General features: G+C 71.5%; 21 protein-coding genes. 4 read left to right on the forward strand and 17 right to left on the reverse strand.

Translation table 11 applies throughout. From position 1 onward, the window contains the following. Window positions 1-40: 40 nt before the first annotated feature. Window positions 41-1,042: a LacI family DNA-binding transcriptional regulator gene (locus AQJ67_RS25575; RefSeq protein WP_062721489.1), complete on the reverse strand. Its 1,002-nt coding sequence runs from the start codon at window positions 1,040-1,042 to the stop codon at window positions 41-43. A gap of 341 nt (window positions 1,043-1,383) precedes the next feature. Between AQJ67_RS25575 and AQJ67_RS25580 the strand changes: the two genes are divergently transcribed. Then, complete coding sequence (locus AQJ67_RS25580) at window positions 1,384-3,444, forward strand: glycoside hydrolase (RefSeq protein WP_062721491.1); 2,061 nt, start codon at window positions 1,384-1,386, stop codon at window positions 3,442-3,444. Between the two features lie 58 nt (window positions 3,445-3,502). Here AQJ67_RS25580 and AQJ67_RS25585 read toward each other — a convergent pair whose 3' ends face one another. The 6 genes from AQJ67_RS25585 to AQJ67_RS25610 form a co-directional block, all read right to left on the reverse strand. After that, window positions 3,503-3,883 (reverse strand): hypothetical protein, encoded by a 381-nt coding sequence (locus tag AQJ67_RS25585; protein ID WP_062721493.1) that lies wholly within the window; start codon window positions 3,881-3,883, stop codon window positions 3,503-3,505. 55 nt (window positions 3,884-3,938) lie between these two features. Further along, on the reverse strand, window positions 3,939-4,226 hold the full coding sequence (locus AQJ67_RS25590; RefSeq protein WP_062721495.1) for an SCO5918 family protein: 288 nt from the start codon (window positions 4,224-4,226) through the stop codon (window positions 3,939-3,941). Window positions 4,227-4,251: 25 nt separating this feature from the next. Continuing rightward, on the reverse strand, window positions 4,252-5,721 hold the full coding sequence (locus tag AQJ67_RS25595; RefSeq protein WP_062721497.1) for a DEAD/DEAH box helicase: 1,470 nt from the start codon (window positions 5,719-5,721) through the stop codon (window positions 4,252-4,254). Window positions 5,722-5,975: 254 nt separating this feature from the next. After that, entirely contained in the window at window positions 5,976-6,179 is a 204-nt protein-coding gene (locus tag AQJ67_RS25600; RefSeq protein WP_007383480.1) for a cold-shock protein, read from the reverse strand. Between the two features lie 238 nt (window positions 6,180-6,417). After that, window positions 6,418-6,756: a helix-turn-helix domain-containing protein gene (locus AQJ67_RS25605; protein ID WP_062721499.1), complete on the reverse strand. Its 339-nt coding sequence runs from the start codon at window positions 6,754-6,756 to the stop codon at window positions 6,418-6,420. A 116-nt stretch (window positions 6,757-6,872) separates the two neighbouring features. Then, window positions 6,873-7,979: a sugar ABC transporter substrate-binding protein gene (locus AQJ67_RS25610; RefSeq protein WP_244190591.1), complete on the reverse strand. Its 1,107-nt coding sequence runs from the start codon at window positions 7,977-7,979 to the stop codon at window positions 6,873-6,875. A gap of 301 nt (window positions 7,980-8,280) precedes the next feature. Between AQJ67_RS25610 and AQJ67_RS25615 the strand changes: the two genes are divergently transcribed. Then, window positions 8,281-8,988, forward strand: a complete 708-nt coding sequence (locus AQJ67_RS25615; RefSeq protein ID WP_244190592.1) for a Crp/Fnr family transcriptional regulator — start codon at window positions 8,281-8,283, stop codon at window positions 8,986-8,988. An 11-nt stretch (window positions 8,989-8,999) separates the two neighbouring features. On the opposite strand, the gene AQJ67_RS25620 is transcribed toward AQJ67_RS25615, so the two are convergent. After that, window positions 9,000-9,530, reverse strand: coding sequence for a Pycsar system effector family protein (locus AQJ67_RS25620; RefSeq protein WP_062721504.1), 531 nt, complete (start codon window positions 9,528-9,530; stop codon window positions 9,000-9,002). A 312-nt stretch (window positions 9,531-9,842) separates the two neighbouring features. Between AQJ67_RS25620 and AQJ67_RS25625 the strand changes: the two genes are divergently transcribed. Together AQJ67_RS25625 and AQJ67_RS25630 are read left to right on the forward strand one after the other, a co-directional pair. Further along, entirely contained in the window at window positions 9,843-10,652 is an 810-nt protein-coding gene (locus AQJ67_RS25625; RefSeq protein WP_062721506.1) for a hypothetical protein, read from the forward strand. Beyond that, entirely contained in the window at window positions 10,649-15,949 is a 5,301-nt protein-coding gene (locus AQJ67_RS25630; RefSeq protein ID WP_062721508.1) for a tetratricopeptide repeat protein, read from the forward strand. The genes AQJ67_RS25625 and AQJ67_RS25630 overlap by 4 nt, the downstream gene beginning before the upstream one ends. 31 nt (window positions 15,950-15,980) lie before the next feature. Here the strand turns inward: AQJ67_RS25630 and AQJ67_RS25635 are convergent, their stop codons facing one another. The 9 genes from AQJ67_RS25635 to AQJ67_RS25675 form a co-directional block, all read right to left on the reverse strand. Next, window positions 15,981-16,733 (reverse strand): phosphodiesterase, encoded by a 753-nt coding sequence (locus AQJ67_RS25635; RefSeq protein ID WP_062721510.1) that lies wholly within the window; start codon window positions 16,731-16,733, stop codon window positions 15,981-15,983. After that, a complete protein-coding gene (locus AQJ67_RS25640; protein ID WP_062721512.1) occupies window positions 16,730-17,707 on the reverse strand; it encodes a hypothetical protein in 978 nt (325 codons plus the stop codon). The genes AQJ67_RS25635 and AQJ67_RS25640 overlap by 4 nt, the downstream gene beginning before the upstream one ends. Next, on the reverse strand, window positions 17,697-18,956 hold the full coding sequence (locus AQJ67_RS25645) for an ATP-grasp domain-containing protein (RefSeq protein ID WP_062721514.1): 1,260 nt from the start codon (window positions 18,954-18,956) through the stop codon (window positions 17,697-17,699). Before AQJ67_RS25645 ends, AQJ67_RS25640 begins: the two co-directional genes overlap by 11 nt. A 12-nt stretch (window positions 18,957-18,968) precedes the next feature. Continuing rightward, complete coding sequence (locus AQJ67_RS25650; RefSeq protein ID WP_062721516.1) at window positions 18,969-20,660, reverse strand: CTP synthase; 1,692 nt, start codon at window positions 20,658-20,660, stop codon at window positions 18,969-18,971. Window positions 20,661-20,734: 74 nt separating this feature from the next. After that, window positions 20,735-22,096 (reverse strand): cation:proton antiporter, encoded by a 1,362-nt coding sequence (locus AQJ67_RS25655; protein WP_062721518.1) that lies wholly within the window; start codon window positions 22,094-22,096, stop codon window positions 20,735-20,737. Then, complete coding sequence (locus tag AQJ67_RS25660; protein ID WP_062721520.1) at window positions 22,083-22,610, reverse strand: dCTP deaminase; 528 nt, start codon at window positions 22,608-22,610, stop codon at window positions 22,083-22,085. The genes AQJ67_RS25655 and AQJ67_RS25660 overlap by 14 nt, the downstream gene beginning before the upstream one ends. Beyond that, window positions 22,607-23,167, reverse strand: coding sequence for an AAA family ATPase (locus AQJ67_RS25665; protein ID WP_062721522.1), 561 nt, complete (start codon window positions 23,165-23,167; stop codon window positions 22,607-22,609). Before AQJ67_RS25665 ends, AQJ67_RS25660 begins: the two co-directional genes overlap by 4 nt. After that, a complete protein-coding gene (locus AQJ67_RS25670; RefSeq protein WP_062721523.1) occupies window positions 23,164-24,243 on the reverse strand; it encodes a hypothetical protein in 1,080 nt (359 codons plus the stop codon). The genes AQJ67_RS25665 and AQJ67_RS25670 overlap by 4 nt, the downstream gene beginning before the upstream one ends. After that, complete coding sequence (locus AQJ67_RS25675) at window positions 24,240-24,695, reverse strand: type II toxin-antitoxin system RatA family toxin (protein ID WP_062721525.1); 456 nt, start codon at window positions 24,693-24,695, stop codon at window positions 24,240-24,242. The genes AQJ67_RS25670 and AQJ67_RS25675 overlap by 4 nt, the downstream gene beginning before the upstream one ends. Window positions 24,696-24,703 lie beyond the last annotated feature (8 nt).

Below are 24,703 nucleotides of genomic sequence, written 5' to 3' on the forward strand. Positions count from 1 at the left end.
CGAGTGATCCTGCCCCGCGACGGCGACCGCGCGGAACCTCCTAGCCGCCCTCCCGGGCACCCGCCGGCGCGCCCGTGCTCGCACGGCGTACGAGACGCGTCGGCACCAGTGTCGTGCCGTGGGCCGTGCCGCCCTGGCGGATCTTGGTGATGATGCTCTCGACGCAGAGACGGCCGACCTCGGCGAAGTCCTGGTGGATGGTGGTGAGCGGCGGCAGGAAGGACGCGGACTCGGGCAGGTCGTCGAAGCCGATGACGCTGACGTCGTCGGGGACCCTGCGGCCGCGTTCGTGCAGGGCGCGGAGCAGGCCCAGGGCCATCTGGTCGTTGGCCGCGAACACGGCCGTGCAGTCGTGGTGGTCGGCGAGGCGCAGCCCGGCCCGGTAGCCCGACTCCGCCGACCAGTCGCCGCGGACCAGGGGCGGCGGGGTCACGCCCGCCCCGGTGAGGGCGTCACGCCAGGCGTTGGCGCGGCGCTGGGCGGCGAAGGAGCCCTCGGGACCGGCGAGGTGCCAGACCGTGTCGTGGCCGAGGTCCAGCAGATGCCGTACGGCGTCGCGGGCGCCGCCCGCCTGGTCGGTGTCGACGACGGTGTAGCGGTCGCCGGCGTCCGAGTCGGCCACGACGACCTGGACGCCGGGCGGCAGCGAGACCGTCGCCGCGTCGAGGAGGTGGATCTCCATGATGACGATGACGGCGTCCACGGCGAGTTCCCCGAGCCGGGAGAAGGCGCCGTTCACCTCGTCCTGGGTGGGCACGGCGACCGGCAGCAGCGTGACGGCGTACCCGTGTCGGGCCGCGGAGGTCGCGATGGCCTCCAGGGTGCGGATGTTCCCGTGGGTGGAGAGCGAGAACGTGATCACACCGAGCGTGCGGAACTCGCCCCGCTTGAGGGCCCGGGCGGCGCTGTTGGGCCGGTAGCCCAGCTCCCGCATCGCGGCCATGACCTGCTGCCGGGTCTCCTCGGTCACCCCGGGGAAGCCGTTCGAGACGCGGGACACCGTCTGGGAGGAGACCCCCGCCAGCTGGGCGACGTCGGCCATGGAGGCGCCCTGCCGCGGGCGTGCGGCACGCCCCCGGCCACGGCCTCCCGCGGGGCGCGCGTCCATCGGCGCGCCGTCCCTGTCCGTCGTCCCCACGCTGCCCCCTGGGTGCGCAACTTTCGATTCCGGCCAACTCCTTGACCGCCGAGATTCGCACAGTGTAGACATCCCGCCAGCGGATGTTTACGTAAACATTACGAGCCGAAACCGGACGAGAACACACCGAACCGCACCGAATCCAACCGCATCGAACCCGCATCGAACCCGCATCGAACCCGCACCGAACCCGCATCGAACCCCCACCGGTCCGCGCGGCGCACGGAAGAGCTGGAGTACTCGAGATGGCACACCGCACCCGTAAGAGAAGACTCCTGGGCATCGGCGTCACCGCCCTCGCGACCGGCACCGCGCTGGCGGCCACCGCACTGCCGGCCGCGCCCGCGGACACGACCGCCGCCGCTTCGGTCACCGTCCGCCCCGACCCGTCGTACAAGCAGGAGAAGTTCGAGGGCTGGGGCACCAGCCTGGTCTGGTTCGCCAACGCCACCGGCGACTACCCGCCCGCGATCCGCGAGAGGCTCGCGAAGCTCCTCTTCGGCGACGACGGCCTCGCCCTGAACATCGCCCGCTACAACATCGGCGGCGGCAACGCCCCGGACGTCAAGGACTACCTGCGGGCCGGCGGCGCGGTCGAGGGCTGGTGGAAGGCCCCGGCGGGCACCACCCGCGAGGACGTCGACTGGTGGGACGCGGACGACCCCGCCGACTGGAACAACAAGGCCGACAAGACGCAGCGCTGGTGGATCGACCGCATCAAGAAGGACATCACCCACTGGGAGACCTTCAGCAACTCCCCGCCGTGGTTCATGACCGAGAGCGGCTACGTCTCCGGCAACTTCGACGCCGGCAAGGACCAGCTCAAGACCGAGTCCGTGGACGACTTCGCCAAGTACCTGGTGGGCGCCACCGAACGCCTGGAGAAGGCGCACGGCATCAAGGTCGACACCCTCGACCCGTTCAACGAGCCGAACACCAACTACTGGGGCACCAAGCTCGGCGCGGACGGCGAGCCCGTCGGCGGCCGTCAGGAAGGCGCCCACATCGGCCCCGAGCTCCAGCAGAAGGTGCTCCGCGCGCTGGCCCCGACCCTGGCAAAGTCCAAGTCCGACGCGGAGATCTCCGCGATGGACGAGACCAACCCCGGCACCTTCGCCACCAACTGGAACTCCTACCCCCAGGAAGTGCGCGACCTGGTCGGCCAGATGAACGTCCACACCTACGGCACCAGCCAGCGCACCACCGTCCGGGACCTGGCCAAGGCCGCCGACAAGCCGCTGTGGATGAGCGAGGTCGAGGGTGACTGGGGCGACGGGCAGAGCTTCACGGACATGCGCCCCGGCCTCGGCCTCGCCCAGCGCATCGTCGACGACCTGCGTGAACTGGAGCCCCGCGCCTGGGTGTTCTGGCAGCCCGTCGAGGACTACGACAACATGAAGCCGGGCGGCGAGTCCGCGAAGGGCGGCAACTGGGGCGAGATCCAGCTGTCGTTCAGCTGCACCTCGAAGGACACCCTGGAGTCCTGCCCGATCTACACCAACACCAAGTTCGACACGGCCCGGAACTTCACCCACTACATCAAGCCCGGCGACCGGCTGATCAAGACGAACGACACCTCCAGCACCGCGGCCATCTCCCGCAAGGGCGACGCGGCGACCGTCGTCCACGTCAACAGCACCACCGAGGCCCGCGACGTCACGCTCGACCTGTCGAAGTTCGGCCGCGTCTCCTCGCACGCCACCGTCACCCCCGTGGTGACCAGCGCCGACGGCAAGCTGGAGCAGCAAAAGCCCGTCCGGGTCACCGGCAAGCAGGCCACGATCGCCGTGCCCGCCCAGTCCGTGACGTCGTTCCTCGTCAAGGGCGTCTTTGGGGTCGCCAAGGACGCGGCCGAGCTGCGCAAGGGCCACACCTACCGGCTGACCGGCGTCCAGAGCGGCAAGGACCTCACCATCGCCGACAACGGCACCGGCCTCGTCATCAGGGCCGCCGACGCCGCCGACCCCAGCGGTCAGCAGTGGCGGGTGGAGCAGATCAGCGGCAACGGCAGCGACAACCGCAAGCGGTACGCGTTCACCGAGGCGACCGAGGACAAGCGTCTTGCCGTCCGTGACGGCGCCCTGGTGGCCGAGCCCGACGAGGGCCGCCGTGACGGCGCCGCCCAGTGGATCATGTCGACGACCGGCGACGGCACCTGGACCCTCGTCAACGCCGCCACCGGACAGCTCCCGGACGTCTCCGGTCAGTCCACGAACGACGGTGCCGCCGTCGGCCTGTGGCAGCCGAACTCCGGCGCCAACCAGCGCTGGACGGTGACCGATGTGACGGGTGACGACGCCGCGTAGACCGAGCGACGGGTCAGCCCCCGGCTCCTCCCCGCGCAGGGGAGGAGCCGGGGGCTCTCTACTGGTCCGAGTAGCCGATGTCCCCGATGGTCCAGGCGCTCACGTCCTTCAGCGCGACCCGGTACATGCCGCCCGTGTCGGGGATGCCGAAGCTGCCCTGCAGGATCCGGGCGACGTGGAAGTGGAGATGCGTGGGTCCGGAGCCGTCCTCCGGCCGGTGGCCGCCGCGGTCCCGGGGCGGGGCGAACGCCGCGGCGAACGGCCGCAGGTGGTCGGAGTCCCCGAGGACTTCGGCCACGCGTTCCTTCCACAGGGCCTCCGGGGCCAGCCGTCCCGTGATGACGGCTCCCGGGATCACCACGGTCAGGGACATCTGGCTGCTGTGCCGCGACTCCACCATCGCGGCAATCGCGACGAGCAGGTCGTCAGGGTGCGTCATGTCTCAGGAGCCTAGCCCGACCACAGCCGTCACGGTACGGACAGCGGTCGGGACGTCACCAGCCCAGCGCACCCTCGTCGGCGCGCGTGCCGCCGGCCGACGTGACCGGAGGGGTGTCGTGGCAGGTGAAACCGAGCCGGGTCAGGGCCCGGCGCATCTCTCCGGCGGTGAAGTCACGGCGGTTCTGCCGGGTGATCACTTCCCCGACCTGCATCACGGGGTAGACGCTGCTGCCGATGGTCACGGCCACGCCCACGAGGGGTTCGGGCGTGACGCCGCTCATCGAGTGCTCGACCTCGCTCTTGATCAGGTCGAACGGGAAACGGGCGATGACACAACGCATGGGTGCCTCCACGGGGTTGCCTGGGCTACGGGGTGTTCCTCGGAGTGTTCCTAGGGGCGGAGCGACGGCTGCGGGTGGTGGTGGAGCGTCCGTTTCCGCTGCGGCCGGTGCCCCGTCCGCGCCGGCCGCGGCCGGGGGCTCCCGTACGCTCGCTCTGCTCGGCGGGCGGCGGGGTGAGGGTGACGGGCACGCCGGAGGGGGTGCGGGCGCCGGTGATGCGGTGCAGTTCGGCCTCGCCGGGGCGGACCCGGGCGGAGCGCGGTGTGATGCCGGCGTCGGCCATCAGCCGGTCCATGGCGCGCCGCTGGTGCGGCAGGACCAGGGTGACGACGGTGCCGGACTCGCCCGCGCGTGCGGTACGGCCGCCGCGGTGCAGGTAGTCCTTGTGGTCGCCGGGCGGGTCGACGTTGACGACGAGGTCGAGGTCGTCGACGTGGATGCCGCGGGCGGCGACGTTGGTGGCCACCAGGACGGTGACCTCGCCGTCCTTGAACCGGGCGAGCGTCTTGTTGCGCTGCGGCTGGGACTTGCCGCCGTGCAGGGCCGAGGCGCGCACACCGACGGACAGCAGGTGCTTGGCCAGCCGGTCCGCGGCGTGCTTGGTGTCCAGGAACATGATCACCCGGCCGTCGCGGGCGGCGATCTCGGTCGCGGTGGTGTGCTTGTCGGCGTCCTGCACGTGCAGCAGATGGTGCTCCATGGTGCTGACGGCGCCCGCGGACGGGTCGACGGAGTGCACCACGGGGTCGTGGAGGTAGCGGCGGACCAGAAGGTCGATGTTCCGGTCGAGGGTGGCCGAGAACAGCAGTCGCTGGCCGCCGGGGGCGACCTGGTCGAGCAGGGCGGTCACCTGCGGCATGAAGCCCATGTCGGCCATCTGGTCGGCCTCGTCCAGAACGGTGATGCCGATCTGGTCCAGCCGGCAGTCGCCGCGTTCGATGAGGTCCTTGAGCCGGCCGGGTGTCGCCACGACGACCTCGGCGCCGCCGCGCAGCGCGGTCGCCTGGCGGCCGATCGCCATGCCGCCCACGACGGTGGCGAGCCGCAGCCGTAGGGCGCGGGCGTAGGGGGTGAGCGCGTCGGTGACCTGCTGGGCCAGTTCCCGGGTGGGGACGAGGACGAGCGCGAGGGGCTGTCGGGGTTCGGCTCGCCGGCCGTTCAGCCGGGCCAGCACGGGCAGGCCGAAGGCGAGCGTCTTGCCGGACCCGGTGCGGCCCCGGCCCAGCACGTCCCGTCCGGCCAGCGCGTTCGGCAGCGTGGCGGCCTGGATCGGGAAGGGCACGGTCACGCCCTCGGCGGCGAGCGCGGTCAGCAGCCGGGCCGGCAGCTCAAGCTCGGCGAAGGTCGCGACCGCGGGCAGCGGCTCGGTGAGGGTGACCGGGAGGGTGAACTCCTGCGGACGGGTGGTGGTGGTGCGTGCTCGGGGGTTCTGCCGGCCGGACTTGTGGGCACGGACACGTCCTGAGCTGCCGCCGGTACGGCGGGTGCGGTTCATGGGGAACCTTCCTCGATCCGGCGTATCGAGGAATTCTGCCCAGCGGTGGGAGACCGCACGCGGATTCACAAGAATGAGCCGAGGGGAATACGAAATGCCGCTCGGCGGGAAGCCGGGGCTGTCAGTGACTCGGGGAATCCGGGATCACCGAGGCTGGGAGACCCCGGGGAGCCCGGGGAACTCGGGGAAAGCAATGGGCTGGGGCCCGCACCCCAAGAGCGCGGGCCCCAGCCACATGTTCGCGACAGTCAGCGTCAGGCGGGAACGATGTTCTCGGCCTGCGGGCCCTTCTGGCCCTGCGTGACGTCGAAGGTAACCTTCTGGCCTTCCTGAAGCTCGCGGAAGCCGCTGGTGGCGATGTTCGAGTAGTGGGCGAACACGTCAGCGCCGCCGCCGTCCTGCTCGATGAAGCCGAAGCCCTTTTCCGCGTTGAACCACTTCACGGTGCCAGATGCCATATTGAATCTCCCTTGGGGGGCAGTGCCGGAATCCGCACTTTACGGATCCGAGTCGCCGCGATGATCACCCCTCCGGAAAGATCCGGAAAGCTCTGCAAAGAAACAAGTCTCTGGCAACCAAAACTGCAACTGCTATCACGCTAACACAGTCGGGCCGGAAGGCCCTGTGCATTTTGGGGACGGACCAGGAATTCTCGTCCGCCGTGGACCGTAATTCTGTACCGGCCGGATCAGGTATCTAAGCGCCCGCGTCCCGCTCGTCCAGCCTTCGGCGCAGGTCCCGGTTCAGCCGGAGGGCGTCCTCCAGCTGGTCCTCCAGGGAGATGATGCGGCAGGCGGCCTCGACGGGGGTGCCCTGGTCGACGAGCTCACGGGCGCGGGCGGCGATCCGCAACTGGCGGCGGGAGTAGCGGCGGTGGCCGCCCTCCGAACGCAGCGGGGTGATCAGCCCGGTGCCCCCGACCGCGCGGAGGAAGGCGGGGGTGATGCCGAGAACGTCTGCGGCTCGTCCCATGGTGTAGGCGGGATAGTCGTCGTCGTCGAGGTTCCCGGCGACGGGGACGTTCTCAGCGGGCATAGCACCTTCGATTCGGGGACTCCGACAACCCTAGCGCCGCCGGGTGCGGAGATGTGGATCCGCGAAGACAGACTTTCTCGCGAGGGTCGAGGGGAGGCGACGGGGCGCGTCCCGCATCACTCGGTGAGTCCGGCCCTCCGGCAGGCGGCCGCGAGCTCGGGCGCGCAGATCTGGTCGACCGTGTAGACGCCGTCCTCGACCACGGTGGACCTGATGTCGGCGACGGTCACGGGGACGGGGTCGAGCTGGACGGCGGGGATGTGCTTGGTGGTGGCCGTGTCGACCGTGGTGTCGGTGAGGTCGGTGATGTCATCGCCGCGGCCCAGGGCGACGGCGATCCTCGCGGCCGCGTCGGCCTCGGCCTTGAAGGGCTTGTAGACGCTCATGTACTGCTCGCCCAGCACGACGCGCTGTACGGCGGCGAGGTCGGCGTCCTGGCCGGTGACCGGCGGCAGCGGGTCGATGCCGGCGTTCTTGAGGGCGGAGATCACACCGGCGGCCAGTCCGTCGTTGGCGGCGTAGACGCCGTCGACGCTGTCGGTGCCCAGGGCGGCGAGGGCGTTGTCCATGTTGGTGTGGGCGGTCTCCTGGCTCCAGCCCGGGGTGTCGTACGACTTGACGATCCTGACCTCGCCCTGGAGGACGGACAGCGCGCCCTTCTTGAAGGCGACGTTCGTCGGGGAGGTCTGGGGGCCGTTCATCATGACGACCTGCCCGCTGTCGGCCTTGTCGGCCCTGTTCCCCAGCGCCCTCAGGAGTGCCTCGCCCTGGAGCCTGCCGACCCGTTCGTTGTCGAAGGAGACATGGGCCGAGACCGGGCCCTCGACGAGACCGTCGTAGGCGATCACCGGGATGCCGGCGTCGTGGGCCCTCTCGACGGAGGAGCGCAGCGACCTGAAGTTCACGGCGCTGAGGAGCAGGACCTCGACGTCCCTGTTGATCATGGTCTCCACCTGTTGCTTCTGGGTGGCGACGTCCCCCTCGGCGTTGGCGTACTCCACCGTGCACCGCGCGCACAGCTCCGTGACCCTCTTCTCGATCAGCGGCTTGTCGAACCTCTCCCAGCGCGTCTGCACGTTCTGGCTGAGCAACAGCCCGACCTTGAACCCGCCCTCCGCGGACCCGCTCCCACCCGAGCCGCAGCCCCCCAGCGACAGGGCGACGGCCACGACCGGCGGCAACACGGCTGCGGCAAGGACCGCACGACCCCGACGCACACTCACGGGGGCCTCCCTGGCTCGTCCGGGAACGTCCGAGACCCCCTGACCGGCGGGCCGGTCACTCACTGCCAAGGATAGGCCGGGCGCGGTGACGTGCGGATACGCCGGGACGGCGGGCCGAGGCCCCGGTTCACGGCTGGGGCCGCGCGCACGGGACGCCATCGACACCTGCCTCATCGCCCTGGGCCGCTCGGGCCGTCGACGCGAAAACGCTTCCCTCGACGGCCGCCCGATGATGTCCTGAGGGCGCCGGACACGAGAGCGGACACGAACACGGCCGGCGCCGGGAGACAGGGGGATGCCCGTGGCTGTTCCGATCGGGGCCGCACAGTGGCCCGCGCGCAGTCTGCTGGGGATGCTGCCGCTCCCGGCGCGGCTCGAACTGCTCCGCCGGGGCACGGAGGTCCGGTTCGACGCCGGTGACGTACTGCTGCGAGAGGGCTGGGACGACCGGCACGTACTGCTGCTGCTGTCCGGGTTCGTCAAGGTCACGGCGACCGTGGAGAACGGCGAGACCTCGCTTCTCGCGGTCCGGGCCGGCGGCGACACCGTGGGCGAGATGGCGGCCATGGACGGGGCACCGCGCTCCGCGACGGTCACCGCCTGCGGCCCGCTGACCGCCCGGCGGATCTCGGCCGAGACACTGCGCGAACTGCTGCTGAGCCGGCCCGAGATCTCCCTGGCGCTCACCGGGATCGTCGCCAACCGGCTGCGCTGGGCGAACCGGCGGCGGCTGGACTTCCGTGGCTATCCGGCGAAGGCGCGGCTGGCCCGGCTGCTGGTCGAACTCGCCGACTGCTACGGGACCGAGCGGGCCGACGGAGTGGAGATCGGCTGCTCGCTGACGCAGCCGGAGCTGGCCACGATGGTCGGCGCCGCCGAGACGACCATCCACAAGGTGCTGAGCGACCTCCGCAAGGACCGCGTGCTGAAGACCGGCTACCGCACCACCACGATCCTGAACCTGCCCCGCCTCACCGGCCTCGCGGACCTGACGCCTCCGCTCCCCTAGAGGGTGCCAGGTCAGCTCAGCACCGGCAGCAGGGCCACGCTCAGCCCCGCGCTCACCCCCATGACGGCCGTGCACACCACGGTTCCCGTCAGCCAGCGGTACTTGCGTACGGCGACACGGGCGAGGAATCGCAGCGTGTGCGACAGCTCCAGGCGGTCCGCGGCCTCGTCGGCGGCCGGTGTGCCGGTGGGCGGAGTGCCGGCGAGGTCGGGACCCGAGGCCAGCTGGACGAAGCTGTACCGGTTGCTGTCGGCCGAGCCCCGCAGCAACCGGGGACGCACGGCCGCCGCCAGGGTCACCGCGCCCGCGACGAGCCCGCAGACGAACAGGGCCAGCAGCGTCCCCGCGTACACCCCGGCCGCGCCGCCCTGCCCGCAGACGGCCACGGACTGCCGGATCCACGTCCCCGAGGTGCCGACCAGCGCCGCCTGCACCGCCGCCAGGATCCCGGCCTTGGCGTCCGCGTGCTGGTGGGTCGTCTGGAGCGCGGTCAGCATGTACTGCGCGGGGCGGCCGGCCGCCGCCTGTCCGGTCGGTGCCATGAAGTCTCCTTCGGTCGACGTGCACGAGGTCCGTCCAGTAGGCGGGCGAAGACCGCGACCGGACCAGTCACTTCTGCGGGTTCTCCGGACTTCGACAGCGGTCGCTCTTCCCAGGCGGACCAGCAACCCGTACTTCCACGGGGTTCACACGGGACGACAGGTGTACGAATGCTGTCACCGGCGCTCGCCTTCGGGGGAGCGGGCGGGCGCCGGGCCCCTCCGGACGGAGTCTGTGCGGTAACTCCGTTGATTTGAAGGGGATTTGAGAGACACGCCCATCTCCCCAGTGAAGTTCGTGTACCGAGAGGTGTCATGGTGGGGAACGGTGTGGACGAGCCGGACGCCGTAACGGCGTTCGGGCGCAGGCCGCTGCTGGCGGTCGACGCCAAAGGGTACGGCGGGGTCGACGCGGAGACACAGCGTCAGTTCCAGCAGGCGATCGTGGGGCTGCTGGACTCGGCGGCCGCGAAGGCCGGGCTGGACCGTGCGGCATGGGAGACACAGGAGGGCGGGGACTCGCTGTTCGCCGTCCTGCCCGCGGACACCTCGGAGCCCGCCCTGGTCGACGACTTCATGCGCGCCCTGGACGCGGGCCTGCGCGCCTTCAACTTCAACCTCGGCGAGGGGCGGCGGCCCTGGCTCAGGCTGCGCGCCGTCGTCCACTTCGGCGCGGTCGCGCTGGGCGCCAACGGGTTCGTCGGACGGGCCCCGGTCGAGACCGGCCGCATCCTCGACTGCGCGCCCCTGCGCGCCGCCCTGGACACGGCGCCGTACGCCTGCCTGGCCGTCGCGCTGTCGTCGACCGTCTTCCACGAGGTCGTCGAGGAGGGGTACACCACCATCCCGCCGGAGGAATTCCGGCGCGTCGACGTCGAGAAGAAGGAACACCGGGGCGAGGCCTGGATCTGGCTCCCCGGCGGAGACATACGCCAACTGGACCTGGACCCGCCCCCGAAGAAGCCCGCACCGGGCCACGCCCCGGGCCCCGGCCCCTACGTCGGCAGCCTGCACAGCGGGGACGGCAGCGCGATCGTCGTGGGCAACGGGGGGAACGCGAGTGTCACCAACGGGACCGGTGGTGCGCCTTCGCCGGGTCCCGAGAGCGCGGGTGAGCAGCGGTGACCGAGAACCCCGGCCCGAGTGTCAACTATCTGCGCAGCGGTGAGGGCAGCGCGATCGTCGTCGGGGACGGCGGTACCGCGACGGCGATCAACGTCTACGGCACCCGCGTACCCGCGATCGAGCCCCTCCCCGCCCCGTCCGCTCCCCGCTCCGCCTGGCTGATGACGCAGCCCAGCCGTCTGCTCGACGCGCGCAGCCACGTCGTGCCGTTCGTCGGCCGGGAAGCCGAACTGGAGCGGTTGCGGCGGTGGCGGGACGATCCGGGGACGCGGCTGTCGGTCCTGCTGGTGCACGCCCCCGGCGGGCAGGGCAAGACCCGGCTGGCGACGGAGTTCGCCGAGCAGTCCAGAAGCACGGAACTGCCCGTCGGCGAGCGGTGGTTGGTCCGCCAGGCGGGGTTCCGCGGCGTGGTCGGCGCAGCCGCGCCGGACGGTCCGTCCGCCCCGGACGAGGCCGGAGCCGGGGCCGGGGTGCTCCTCGTCGTCGACTACGCCGACCGGTGGGCGCACAGCGAACTGGCACGTCTGCTGTCCGATCCCGTGCTCAACCAGGACCGGCCCACCCGGGTCCTGCTGGTGGGCCGTACCGTTCGCTGGTTCGCCGCGCTCCGCGGTGAGCTCGGCGAACGCCGGGCCGACTCCGACGACCTGCTCCTGCCTTCACTGGCCGCGGACCGCGCGCGGATGTTCGCCGCCGCCCGGGACCGTTACGGCGCCGCCGACCTGTACGGACTGTCCGACACCGCGGACATCGAGCCGCCGGGTTCCCTGGATCACCGGGACTTCGGCCTGACGCTGAACCTGCACATGGCGGCCCTGGTCGCCGTGGACGCGCACGCCGACGGCAAGAAGCCGTCGCTCACCGAGCCGCACGAACTGTCGGCGTACCTGCTGGACCGCGAACGCCTGGCCTGGCAGCGGCTCTACGACGCCGGTAAGCAGGGGCAGACCTACCGGACCGACCCCGACGTCATGGCCCAGACCGTGTTCACCTCCGTCCTCACCGGAGCGGTCGGTCACTTCACCGGCAAGCGCGCCCTGCAGACCCTGGACCTGCCCGAACACTCCGGGTACCTGCTGAAGGACCACCGGTTCTGCTACCCGCCCGCCGACCGCTCCCTGGTCCTGGAGCCCCTGTACCCCGACCGGCTCGCGGAGGACTTCCTCGGGCTGCTCACCCCCGGGCACGACATCACGTCCTACGAGCCCGATCCCTGGGCCAGCGACGTCCCCGGCGCCCTCACCGCCGAGGAGGACCTGCGGACCGTCATCGCCCCGCGCGCGGTGACCTTCCTCGCGTCGGCCGCCGGCCGCTGGGCCCATGTCCGCGAGAACGTCCTGTTCCCGCTGTTGCTCGACGATCCCGACCTCGCGATCACCGCCGGCAGCCCGGCCCTGACCACCCTGGCCGGGCTTGCCGACATCAAGGCGCAGGGCTTCCAGGGCTCCCCGGACGCCGCCGCCACCGACCCCGAGGTGCTGGCCGTACTGGAGGCCGTCGAGTCCCGCTTCCCCGCAGGCAGCGACGTCAACCTGGACATCGGCATCCTCGCGGTCATGGAGGTCCTGATCGCCCACCGCCTGGCCGTCGCCACGGACCTGGGCGAACGGGCCGGGCTGTACAGCACCCTGGCGTGGCGCCGCACCAACGCTGGACGCCGGGAGGAGGCGGTCGGTCCGGCCGGGAAGGCGGTCGCGCTGTACCGGGAACTCATCGAGGCCGACCCCGGGAACCTCGGCCATCTGGGTCGCCTGGCCACCGCGTTGGCCGACCACGGGGACCGGCTGTCCGACGTCGACCGTCCGGAAGAGGCGTTGTTCCTGACCGAGGAGGCCGTGGCGATCAGTCGCCGGCTGACCGCGGCCGACCCCATCGCGCACCGGCACACCCTGCGCAAGGCACTGACCAGCCTGGGCAACCGGCTGCAGGGTCACGGCCGCCCGGAGGAGGCGCTGGCTGCCACCCGGGAGGCCACCGACCTGCACCGGCAGACGGCCGCCGAGGACCCGGCCGGCCACCGGAGCGCTCTCGCGGGGGCGTTGGGCAACCTCAGCTTGCGGCTGACGGACGCGGGCCGCCGGGAGGAGGCCCTGGAGGCCGCACGCGAGACCGCCGACCTGCACCGTCAACTGGCCGTCGTCCACCCCGGCGCCGAGCGGCCCCATCTGGCGGCGGCGCTGAACAACCTCGGTCGCTCGCTGCTCGAACTGGACCGCACGGACGAGGGGCTGGACGCCGTACGGGAGGCCACCGGCCTGTTCCGGGAGCTGGCCGAGGCGAACCCGACCGCCTATCGGCCCGACCTGTCCAAAGTGCTGCTCAACCTCGGCGAGTTCCTCGTGCGAGTGGGCCGTGCGAACGAGGCGCTCGCGCCGATCCAGGAAGCGGTGGACATCCAACGGCAGCTGGCTGAGGACGGCTTCAACTCGCCCCTCGCTCTCGCCAACGCGCTGAACAGCCTCGGCAGGCGGCTGTGGGACCTCGACCGTGAGGAAGAGGCCGTGGCCTTCACCCAGGAGGCCGCCGACCTGTACCGGCAGGTGGCCGTGGCCCACCCCGCGCTCGACCTCCCCGCGTACGCGGAGGTCATGCACCGGCTGTCGCTGCCCCGCAAGGAACGCCGGGAGAAGGCGCTGGCCGCCGTCGAGAAGGCCGCGGACCTGCGGCGGCGACTGGACGCCGCCGCTCCCGGCACCGACCTCACGGAGCTCACGAAGTCGCTGGCCGAGCTCGGCGAAGTCCTGGCCGGGCTGGGGCGTTTCGGGGAGGCCGTCACCGCCGTGGAGCGGGCCGCCGACGCGCGTCTCGACAGCGGCGACGAGAAGGGCGCGGCGGATCTCTTCCTGAACTTCGCCGGCACGGTGGTGAACCTGCGGCGGTTCGAGGATGCGGCCACCGCGAGCGAGCGGGCCGTCGGGCTCTACCGCCGGGCCGGCGACCGCGCACTGGAGGCCGCCGCGCTGACCAACCTCAGCAACGCCCTCTCCCGGCTGGAGCGGGCGGTCGACGCCGCCGACGCGGCCGGACGGGCCGCGGCCATCTACCGGGAGACCGGCGAGCGGCACCTGGAGACCGCCGCGCTGACCAACCAGAGCAACGCCCTGACGGCGGCCGAGCGCTACGAGGAGACCGTCACCGTCAGCCGACGCGCCCTGGACGTCTTCGAGGAGCACGAAGCGGGTGGCTCGCAGGGGCCGCCGCTGCACAACCTGGGCCATGCCCTGCTGCGGCTGGGCCGGTTCGAGGAGTCCCTCGACCCCACCCGGCGGGCCGCCGCCGTCTACCGGGAGAAGGGCAACCGCAGCAGCGAGGCCGACTCCCTGACCAACCTGGGCGACGCCCTGTACGAGCTGAAACGGTACGAGGACGCTGTTCCCGTCTACGAACGGTCAGCCGCCCTGCGCCTGGAGATCGGCGACCCCGCCGGGGAGGGCAGAGCACTCGGCAGACTCGGTGTCGTGCTGGTCGAGGTGGGGCGGTTCGAGGAGGCCGTCACCGCCTGTCAGAAGGCGGCCGTCCTCCTCGGCGGGACCGGCAACCGAGACGGCGAGGCCCGGGCGCTGGCCAATCTGGGCGGCGCCTGTGTCCGGGCGGCCCGGTTCGCGGAGGCCGCCACGGCGTGCGGCAAGGCCGCGTCCGTGTTCCGGGAGGCCGGCAACCACAGCGGTGAGGCCGATGCCCTGTCCAACCGCGGCGAGGCCCTGACGAAGGCGGAACGGTACGAGGAGGCCGTCGCCGTCTGTGAGCAGGCCCTGGCCCTGTACCGCGAGACGGGCAACCGTCCCCGGGATCGCGCGCTGCTGCACGCACTGGGCACCAACTTCCTCTCGATGGACCGATACGACGAGGCCGTCAGCGCCTACGAACGGGAACTGGTGATCTGCCGGGAGACCGGCCGCGACCGTGAGGGCAACGTGCTCCTCAGCATCGGCCTCTGCCTGGTGTATCTGGAGCGGTACGAGCGGGCCGTCGCCGTCAGTGAGGAGGCCGCGGCCATCTGCCGTGCGTCGGGCGACCGGGGTGGCGAGGGCGCGGCGTGGGAGTGCCTCGGGACCGCGCTGGTCAAGTCGGATCGAACCCAGGAGGCCATCGCCGCCCGCACCCGGGCCGTCGCGGCGTTCCGCGCCGCCGGCGAACCGAAATCCGAGGCCACCTCGACGGGCGAACTCGGCAACGACTTGGGCCGGTTGGGCCGGTATGCCGAGTCCGTCGCCGCCAGTCGGCGGGCCGCCGAGCTCTTCCGGGAACTCGGCGACGGCGCCAAGGAGGCCAAGGCCCTGGACAACGTCGCCCTCGGCCTGGAGAGCAGCGGCCGGCATGAGGAGGCCGTCGCCGCCGGCACCCGGGCAGTGGCGCTCTTCCGCGAACGTGGCGACGGGCACGGCGAGGCCGACGCGCTCCGGAACCTGAGCCTCGCCCTCGCGTCGTTGGCACGGCGCAAGGAGGCCATCACGGCCGCGCGGCGGTCCATCATCTGCTACCAGGAGTCGGGCGACCAGCGCGGCGAGTCCCTGTCGCTGTACAACCTCGGGGAGTTCCTCCTGGACGAGGAGCGGTACGAGGACGCCATCCCCGCTTACGTGCGCACCGCCGACATCATGCGCCGGCTGGGCTTCCCCAGCCTCCAGGCCTCCGCGTTCCTCAACCTCGCCCGCGCCCTGAAGGGACTGGGTCGGCTCAAGGAGACCATCGCCGTCCTGCGCCAGGCCGCCGACATCTACGCGGAGATCCGCGAGGGGGACGGCGAGGGCAAGGCCCGCCTCCACCTCGGCCACCACCTCATGGAGGCGCGGCGCTACGAGGAGGCCGCCGACGCCTATCTGCGGTCCGCCACCGCGTACGGCACGATTGGCGCCCAGGGCCACCAGGGCACGGCCCTGCTCGCCCTCAGCAAGGCCCTCTGGAAGGAGGGCCGGTACGAGGAGGCCGTCACCTTCGGCGTGCGCGGCGCCGACCTGTACGAATCGGTGCAGGGCCCCGCCGCCGCGGTCTATGCGCTGTTCGAACTCGCCAACGAGTTCGCCCCGTACGGACGCCCGCAGGAACTCATCCCCCTGATGCGCCGGTGCCGCGAGGCCTGCCGGGACAGCGGCGACGGCCTCCGCGAGAGCTGGGCCCTCGTCCTGCTCGGCGGCGCCCTGGTCGACTCGATGCGCTACACGGAAGCCGTCCCCGCCAACCAACAGGCCGTGACCGCCTGCCGGACCCTCGGCAACGCCCAGGGGCTGCGCCACGCCCAGAGCCAACTGGAGAAGGCCGAACGGGGGTTGCGCTGGGGCGACCACCGGCAGTACTGACTCCGCCCGGCCCCGCCCCGCCCCCCCGGCCTCACACCACCCGTACGTGACTGGTGAGCCGGCCCTCCTCATAGACGTGGAAGGTCAGCGCGGGCGGCGCCTCGTAGGTCTTCCACGAGGAGTCCGGGCCCTGTTCCCAGGGGAGCAGGGCCGTGGAGATGATGCCCGGGGCGCAGAGCAGGGGGCGGCCGGCGAAGGAGGTCGTGGCCGGGGTGTGGGCGTGGCCGCAGAGGACGGCGACGACCTGGGGGTGGCGGTCGAGGATCCTCGCCAGGGCGTCCGGTTCGCGCAGGGCGATGCGGTCGATGTACGGCAGGCCGAGCGTCGCGGGCGGGTGGTGCAGGGCGACGAAGGCGGGCCGGTCGGGGGCGGCGGCGAGGGTCCTGTCCAGCCAGTCGAGGGTCTCCGGTTCCAGTAGGCCCTCGGGGCGGCCGGGTATCGAGGAGTCGCACATCAGGACGCGGACGCCGACGACGTCACGGGCCTCGTTGACCGGTGCCGTCGCCGTACCGCCGCCCCCGAGCAGCACTTCCCGGTACTCCGGGCGGGAGTCGTGGTTGCCCGGGCACAGCAGCACCTCGTGGCGCTCGTACAGCGGGGCGAGGACCTCGCGGGCCTGGCGGTACTCCGCGACCGTGCCCCGGTCCACGATGTCCCCGGTGATCAGTACGGCGTCCACCGCGCCCGGCAGCGCGGTCAGCCGGGCCACGGCCCGGCGGGTGCGCTCGGCGCTGCGCGCGGTGCCGTCCAGGTGCAGGTCGCTGAGGTGGGCGAGGACGGTCACGCCTTCACCTCCGCCTCGGCGTTGAGGTCCTGTTCGGGCTGCTCGGCGTCCCGCTTGCCCGCCCGCCAGCGGGCCCAGGTGCCCAGGCACATGGCCAGGGAGATCGCCAGCACGCCGTAGAAGGTGTCCTGGGACTGGTGCAGACGCGGGTCGAAGAACTGGACGACGTAGGTGATCAGCAGGTTCGTCCCGAACAGCATGGAGACCGTGATCGGTTCGGTCCGGACGATGCCCTGCTGGAGCAGGTACAGCGAGATGATCACCCCGACGAGGCTGATCACGAGGATGGCGCCGACGTTGTCCCGGGAGTACGCGCCGAAGCTGTCGCGGGCCACGAGGATGACGAAGGTGGCGACGATCAGGGCCACGAACCGGGAGGCCATCATCTGCCGCACCGACATCCCCGCGTCGCCGAGCCGCTTCGTGTAGTACGTCACCCCCGACAGCGAGATGGTGGTCAGTACACACATCACCAGCCCGAAGACCAGCTTTCCGGTGGGCAGGGCCCCGATGGCCGACTCGCCGTCGGAGGCCGTGACCAGCAGATACGCCATGGCGGCGAGCATCGCTCCGGCCGCGGCGATCTCCAGCGGCAGTGCCTTCGTGCCGGGCCGCAGCTTGAACCCGAGCGCGATGGTCACGGCCGGGCCCAGCCCGATGATCAACGAGTTGGCCAGGGCCGGTTCGAACGCGGTGAACGCGTACAGCACCGCGATCCAGCAGACCGCGGTGGACACGTTGAGCATCACCACGTCCGGCAGACAGCGCCGCACCGCGGCCCGCAGCTCCCGCTTGTCGCGCAGGGTGAGGAAGTAGAACGCCTGGGCCACGACGAAGGAGTTGAAGGCGATGAACTCCGGCGAGAGGTCCTGGACCAGGGCGCCCTCGAAGACCGACTTGGTCGAGTTGATGACGCAGTAGCCGAGCACCAGCAGCGGGCCTGCGGCCACGGCGAGACGGCGGCTAGACGACATCGTAGAAACCCTCGCCGTCCAGGTACCGGGCGGTCATGTAGTCGTGCGTGACGACGCCCTCGACCTCGTGCAGCAGGTGCACCAGCATCGGGTACGTGAGGTCGTTGACGGTCCGTGAGATCTCCTCGCCCGGCCTCACCTTCAGCAGCACGTCGTGGAAGCTCTCCAGCGCGCGCAGGTCGGCCATCTTCGGGTAGTCGACGAGCTTGCCCGCCTCGGGCGCGATCATGTTGACGCAGACCGCGTGCCGGGCGACCTCGTAGTCGGTGTGCCGACGGGCCTCGAAGGCCGCCGGGTCCGTGTAGGCGAGCACCGTCCACTCCAGCTGGCTCTCGCCGATCGCCGCCCGGGTCAGCAGGGGCAGCATGGCGCCGCACACCCGGGCGCCGGTCTCGACCAGCCGGGGGCCCTGCGGAGTCAGCTTCAGCTCGGTGTGGGCGGGGCCGTTGCGGACCCCGAGGGCGTCCAGCACGGAGAACGCGTACTCGGTCAGCAGATCCTGCTCGGGCCCCCGGCGGACCATCAGCGCCGACCCGCCGAGCAGGTCGCGCACGCCGTTCACCCCGAGGTGCTGGGTCTTCCAGACGTCGCACACGTAGTGCTCGCCGTCCAGGCTCACCGTGTTGACGTAGTACTCGGCGCCCACCAGGTACTCCTGCGCGACCACGGCGTCGTTGCGCAGACCGACCGCGCTCTCGGCGCCGACGAGCGCGGTGAACGCCGCCCGGACCTCCTCGGCCGTGCCGCAGAAGGACACCCCGTCGTTCAGCGCGCTGCGGACCGGCTTGAGGACGACGGTCCGCTCGGTCTCGCCGTACCAGTCCAGCAGGGTGTCCAGGTCGGTGGCGAGGATCTGGTCGGCGGCCGGCACCCCGGCGGCCTTGACGGTCTCCACCATGCGGAACTTGTCCCGCCGGGCGCTGCTCAGTTCGGTCCCGTTGGTCCGCAGCCCCAGCGCCTCGCTGAGGACGTCCGCCAGCTCCACGCCGATCTCCGCACCGGCCAGCAGCGCGACCGGGGCGTACGGCGCCAGGGCGGCGAGCGTCTCGGCCGGGTCGCTGCCGTGGACGACGTTGGCGAGGAAGTCGTCGGGACTGAAGGACGCGCCGAACGCGGCGGGCGGCTGCGCCAGGCTCTGGACATGTACGCAGTCGTAGCCGCGGGCGTGGAAGAGCGGGGCGAGATGGCTCGCGGTGGAGAAGGCGTCGACTATCGCGACGACCGGGCGATGGCCCTGCGAGGTACCCATGCGGGGGCTCCTTTATCGGTGTGTGGGGGTGGCCGCGGACGGGGTGGCGGTGATGCGGTCGACGGCGGCCCTGACCAGGCCGGCGAAGAGGGGGTGCGGGCGGGTCGGGCGGGAGCGCAGCTCCGGGTGGGCCTGGGTGGCGACCAGATAGGGGTGGACCTCGCGCGGGTACTCGACGTACTCGACGAGCCGGTCGTCCGGTGAGGTGCCCGAGAACACCAGCCCGGCCTTGCGTTCCAGCTCCGCGCGGTAGGCGTTGTTCACCTCGTACCGGTGACGGTGCCGCTCCTCGACGTACTCCTGGCCGTCGTACACCTCGCGCACCAGCGAGCCCTCGGCCAGCCTGGCCGGGTAGGAGCCGAGCCGCATGGTGCCGCCCAGGTCCCCGTCGCCGGCGACGATGGCCGACTGCTCGGCCATGGTGGAGATCACCGGGTGCGCGGTGGCCGGGTCGAACTCGGTGGAGTCGGCGTCCGGGATGCCGGCCAGGTTGCGGGCCGCCTCGATCACGACGCACTGCAGGCCCAGGCAGATCCCGAGCAGCGGGACCTTGTTCTCGCGGGCGTACTTGACGGCGCCGATCTTGCCGGCGACGCCGCGGTCGCCGAAGCCGCCCGGGACGCAGACGCCGTCGACGTCGGCGAGTTGCTTGGCCGCGCCGGCCGGGGTCTCGCAGGTGTCCGAGGCGACCCATTTCACCGTCACCCGGGCCCGGTTGGCGAAGCCGCCGGCCCGCAGCGCCTCGGCGATGGAGAGGTAGGCGTCGGGCAGGTCGATGTACTTGCCGACCAGGGCGAGGGTGACCTCGTGGTCCGGGTGGTGGACGCGGTCGAGCAGGTCGTTCCAGCGCGTCCAGTCCACGTCACGGAAGGGCAGGCCCAACTTGCGGACCACATAGGCGTCCAGGCCCTCGGTGTGCAGCACCCTGGGGATGTCGTAGATGGACCTGGCGTCGACCGCCGCGACCACGGCCGCCTCGTCGACGTCGCACATCAGGCTGATCTTCCGCTTGATCGCGGCCGGCACCTCGCGGTCGCAGCGCAGCACGATCGCGTCCGGCTGGATCCCGATGTTGCGCAGTGCGGCCACGCTGTGCTGGGTCGGCTTCGTCTTCAGCTCGCCGGAGGGGCCGATGTACGGCAGCAGCGAGATGTGCACGACGAAGACGTTGTCGCGGCCGACCTCGTGACGGACCTGGCGGACGGTCTCCAGGAAGGGCAGCGACTCGATGTCGCCGACCGTGCCGCCGACCTCCGTGATGACGACGTCCACGTCGTCGGTCGCCATGCGCCGGACGCGGTGCTTGATCTCGGTGGTGATGTGCGGGATGACCTGCACGGTGTCGCCGAGGTACTCGCCGCGCCGCTCCTTGGCGATCACCGTCGAGTACACCTGACCGGTCGTCACGTTCGCCGAACCGTCCAGGTCGACGTCGAGGAAGCGTTCGTAGTGGCCGATGTCCAGGTCGGTCTCGGTGCCGTCGGCGGTGACGAACACCTCGCCGTGCTGGAACGGGTTCATCGTGCCGGGGTCGACGTTCAGGTACGGGTCCAGCTTCTGCATCGTGACCCGCAGGCCCCGCGCCTTCAGCAGGGATCCCAGGCTGGAGGCGGTCAGCCCCTTGCCGAGCGAGGAAGCGACGCCCCCGGTGACGAAGATGTGCTTGGTCGTCGTGGACGGCGAGGGGCGGGTCTGCGTGTCCAACTGGGACTCCCGTAGGTCGCGGGGTGGAAGGGGGGAAGGGGGGCCGCCGGGGCCGCGCGCTCGGCGCGCCGGGGTCAGCCCGAGGTGGCGTCCACGGGCGTCTTGGTGCCGGCGCCGGCGTCCTCGGCGCGGGGTGCCGGGACGCCCTCCGCGGCGAACGCCCCGCGGGCCACCGCCCGTTCGAGCCACCAGCCGGCGATCTGCGAGGTGACGATGGCCGTGAGGATCAGGGTCGTGAACAGCGAGGCGTTGACGATCCCGGCGTCGAAGGACACCGTCGCCAGCACGATGCCCGGCCCGCCCCGCGCGTTCAGCGCGACCGCGAGATCCAGGGACTCCGCCTTCGACCGGCTCGCCAGCCGGGCCCCGACGTAGGCGCTGGCCGCCTTCGCCAGACAGGCCACCAGGATGAAGCCGACCGTGAACCACAGGTCGAAGGAGTGCACCAGGTCGAGCTTGAGGCCGACCGTCGCGAAGTACACCGGGATGAAGAACCCGGCGGCGAACCCCCGCAGCTGCCCCAGGGGTTCGCTCCGCGAGGTCTGCCCCGCCATGCCGGACAGCAGGCCCACGACGAACGCGCCGAACATGGGCGCGACCCCCAGGTACACACAGCTCGCGGCCACGGCCAGCAGCACGGCCATGCGCACCGCGACCGCGCCCAGCGGGCTTCCCGCACCGGCCGGCCCGCCGCGCGCCGGACGCGGCAGGCGCCGCAGCGCCAGCGCCACCAGCGCCATCACGACGAAGAAGACCACGGAGGCCACCGAGTGGTAGGCCGCGGAGGCGTTGGCCGAGCCGACGCCCAGGGTGTGGGCGAGGCCGAAGCCGTCGCTCCCGGCGCCCGCGACCATGCCCAGCGCCACGGACAGGATCACGTTCAGCACGACGTCCTCGACCACCGCGACCGACAGCACGACCTTGGCGAACCGGGTCCGGATGATGCCGATGTCGAGCATGATCCGGGAGATCACCGGGATGCTGGTCACGGCGATGGCGCAGGCCAGCACCAGGGTCAGCGCGGTCACGTCGTCGGCCGGTCCGACGAGGTCGCCGGTGTCGACGACCTTGACGGCCAGCAGGCCGATCGCGAAGGGCACGGCCATCCCGGCCACGGCGATCACCGCGACCGAGCGGCCGTCCTTGCGGGAGAAGACGGTACGCATCTCCACCCCGGCCGTGAACATCAGCAGGAGCATGCCGAGCTGGTAGACCAGCGCGGGTCCGAAGGCCACCGGGCCCTTCGCGGGGAACAGCCAGTTCTCGACGCCGGGCAGCAGCTGCCCCAGCACGGTCGGCCCCAGCACGAGACCGCCGAGGATCTCCCCGATGACGGGCGGCTGCCGGAACCGGGCGAAGAGCCGGCCCGTGGCGTGCGCGGCGGCCAGCAGCAGGGCCAGGGCGAGCAGGACCCGGCAGAGTTCAGTCTGTGACACGGGCGTCCAGACTGAAGCGGGAGGCCACGGCGGAGGTGGAGCCCGTGTACTTGCCGTCGTAGCCGATCGAGTCGCCCTGCATCGACCAGAAGGCCAGCTTGCCGATCGTCATCCCGGGATAGACCCGGACCGGGTGGGCGACCTTCATCTCCAGCGTCCACGGGAAGACCGCGCCGCTGTGCCCGAGCGGGGCGGAGAACTGGATCCAGATGCCGAGGGTGGAGGCGGACCGGCAGGCGTAGAGGGTGGCCGCGTAGTGCGGGCTGCCCATGGCCTCCATGGTGCCGCCGAGGTAGAAGCGGCCCGGTTCGAGGACCATGCCCTCGGGGCCCATCTTGACGTGCTCGGCCGTCGGCGGCTCGTAGCAGTCGATCACGTCCTGCTCGTACCAGAGGATGTCGTCGGCGAGCCGGAAGCCGTAGCTGTTCGGCTCCAGGCGCTCCGGGTCGAAGTCGTCGATGTGGATCCGTCCCGCGCGTACCTCGGACAGGATCTCGGGCCCGCTCAGGATCACAGCCAGCTCCCCAGCAACTCGTGGACGGCGGCCCGGTACTCGTCCAGGCCCGCGCCGTTGTCGATGACGGCGTCCGGGGTGATCAGGTCGATCTCCCGGGTCGAACGGTCGGCGCGGGACGGGTCGCCCCGGCCGGCCAGCCGCTCCCGGCGCAGTTCCTCGTCGCAGGTGATGCGCAGCACGCGGAAGCCGTGGCCGCGCAGCGCCGGCGCGTCCACGTGCGGGTCGCGCAGGTCGTCGTTGACGATGACGTCGGCGTCGGCCCGGGTGAGGCGGGCGGTGAAGTCGGCGGCGAGCGAGTCGGGGCGGATGCGGCGCATCGCGTCGGCGAGCGCCTCCATCAGGATCTGGTCCTGCGCCCCGTCCGCCAGCGGGCCGCCGGCCCTGCGGTACACCTCCGCCTGGAGGTCGTACAGCGGCTCGGCGAGCTTGATCCGGGTGTGGGTCAGGCCCTTGTCCCCGGCGAACTCCTCGATGAGCGAGGCGCAGGTGGACTTCCCGGCACCGGCCAGGCCCACGACGGATATCCGCAGGCCGCTGCGGGAGTCGGTGTTCATCGTGCGGTCTCCTTGTCGGTCTCGGTGGTGTGCCGCAGTACGGCGTCCGGGTCGACGTCGAGGGTGCCGCGCAGCCGCACCATGTCCACGGAGCCGAGGACGGCGCGCAGTTCGGCCAGGCCCCGGTAGAACGCCGTGTAGTCGGGGACCAGGTAGGTCTGCCAGGTGAAGAAGGTGGTGTCGACCTGCCGGTCCACGATCTTGTTCAGATGCGCCCAGCGCTCGTTGTCGTCCGTCAGATGGCGCACGGTCAGCGGCTCGCCCGGTTTGACCTCGGGCAGCAGCAGCGCGGCCAGCCGCTTGGGTTCGGCCGTGAACTCGGCGCCGAGCCAGGACTCGAAGACGTCGGGGTCCATGAGGATCTTGTGGCCGGGCTCGTAGGTGTCGATTTGGTCGTCGACGCTGTCCCGGACCAGCCGCTCCAGCCGGGCGTCGGCCCGGATGGTGCCGACCCCGACGTAGGGGTAGTCGCGCCACGGGTGGGCGAGGATCTGGCCGTCCTCGATGGTGCAGAAGAGCTTGTCGCCGGTGAAGTACTGCCAGCCGGGGCGGCGCAGGGCCGACAGCAGGGTGGTGGTCTTGCCGGCGCCCTTGGGCCCGGCGATGATCACGGCCTCCCCGTCCCGGTGCAGACCGGAGGCGTGCAGCACCACCGTGCCGAGGTTCTCCTCGTGCCGGATGACGAGATCGCGCACGAAGTCGAGGATCTGCACCGTGGAGCCCTCGGTGATCCGGACCAGGAAGGTGTTGTCCTTCGCGGTGTCGGCCGGGGCGTCGAGCAGGGTGGCGCGGTTGACGTACGTTCTGCGGCCCCCGGTGTCGACGATGTGCGCGTCGAAGTTGAACTCGGCGGCGTTGCTGCGCCGGATCACCGACTGCGGCAGCCCCCACACCTCGGGGGCGACGTCCGTGTCCGGGTCGTAGGAGCGCACGTCCACCGAGAAGGTGACGTCCCCGGCCGGGGCGGGTGCCATCAGGTGGCGGAAGAAGCGGCGCACGGGCTCGAAGACGGCCGTCGCGTCCTCGGCGACGTCGAAGCGCACGGTGGTGTGCAGGAAGTTCAGGTACAGGTTCATGCCGAGGTCGCTCCCCGTTGTGCGGCGCAGGCGGTGAGGGCACGCAGCAGTTCGTCCGCGTGGGCCTGGAAGGACTGGGACCAGATGGGTTCGAGCAGCGGCGCGAGACCGTCGACGCCCAGCTCGTAGTCGAGGGCGAGGGTGACCCGGGTGTCGGGGCCGGCCGTGGCCACGGACCACTCGCCGGACAGTTTCTCCAGGTCACCGGCGGTCTGCTCGAAGCGCAGCCGCAGCCCGGGCCCGGCGGCCTCGCGCTGTCTCCAGGTGACCTCGCTGCCGTTGAGCAGCACGGTCCACTCGTTGATGCGGAACGTCTTGTCCTGTTCGGACCGCGGCTGTACGGCCACCACGTGCCGGGCGCGGGAGGCGACGAGCGAGCTGTCCTTGACGAACTCCCACACTGTTTCCGGGGCGTGCCCCTCGATCAGGGTCTCCGCCTGTATTTCAGGCATGTGCAACC

Source organism: Streptomyces caeruleatus, assembly GCF_001514235.1.
GTDB lineage: Bacteria > Actinomycetota > Actinomycetes > Streptomycetales > Streptomycetaceae > Streptomyces > Streptomyces caeruleatus.

Coding starts and splice junctions, on each gene's coding strand:
- AQJ67_RS25575 (WP_062721489.1), bottom strand. CDS start 1,042: ATGGCCGACGTCGCCCAGCTGGCGGGGGTCTCCTCCCAGACGGTGTCC.
- AQJ67_RS25580 (WP_062721491.1), top strand. CDS start 1,384: ATGGCACACCGCACCCGTAAGAGAAGACTCCTGGGCATCGGCGTCACC.
- AQJ67_RS25585 (WP_062721493.1), bottom strand. CDS start 3,883: ATGACGCACCCTGACGACCTGCTCGTCGCGATTGCCGCGATGGTGGAG.
- AQJ67_RS25590 (WP_062721495.1), bottom strand. CDS start 4,226: ATGCGTTGTGTCATCGCCCGTTTCCCGTTCGACCTGATCAAGAGCGAG.
- AQJ67_RS25595 (WP_062721497.1), bottom strand. CDS start 5,721: ATGAACCGCACCCGCCGTACCGGCGGCAGCTCAGGACGTGTCCGTGCC.
- AQJ67_RS25600 (WP_007383480.1), bottom strand. CDS start 6,179: ATGGCATCTGGCACCGTGAAGTGGTTCAACGCGGAAAAGGGCTTCGGC.
- AQJ67_RS25605 (WP_062721499.1), bottom strand. CDS start 6,756: ATGCCCGCTGAGAACGTCCCCGTCGCCGGGAACCTCGACGACGACGAC.
- AQJ67_RS25620 (WP_062721504.1), bottom strand. CDS start 9,530: ATGGCACCGACCGGACAGGCGGCGGCCGGCCGCCCCGCGCAGTACATG.
- AQJ67_RS25625 (WP_062721506.1), top strand. CDS start 9,843: ATGGTGGGGAACGGTGTGGACGAGCCGGACGCCGTAACGGCGTTCGGG.
- AQJ67_RS25640 (WP_062721512.1), bottom strand. CDS start 17,707: ATGTCGTCTAGCCGCCGTCTCGCCGTGGCCGCAGGCCCGCTGCTGGTG.
- AQJ67_RS25645 (WP_062721514.1), bottom strand. CDS start 18,956: ATGGGTACCTCGCAGGGCCATCGCCCGGTCGTCGCGATAGTCGACGCC.
- AQJ67_RS25665 (WP_062721522.1), bottom strand. CDS start 23,167: ATGAACACCGACTCCCGCAGCGGCCTGCGGATATCCGTCGTGGGCCTG.
- AQJ67_RS25670 (WP_062721523.1), bottom strand. CDS start 24,243: ATGAACCTGTACCTGAACTTCCTGCACACCACCGTGCGCTTCGACGTC.
- AQJ67_RS25675 (WP_062721525.1), bottom strand. CDS start 24,695: ATGCCTGAAATACAGGCGGAGACCCTGATCGAGGGGCACGCCCCGGAA.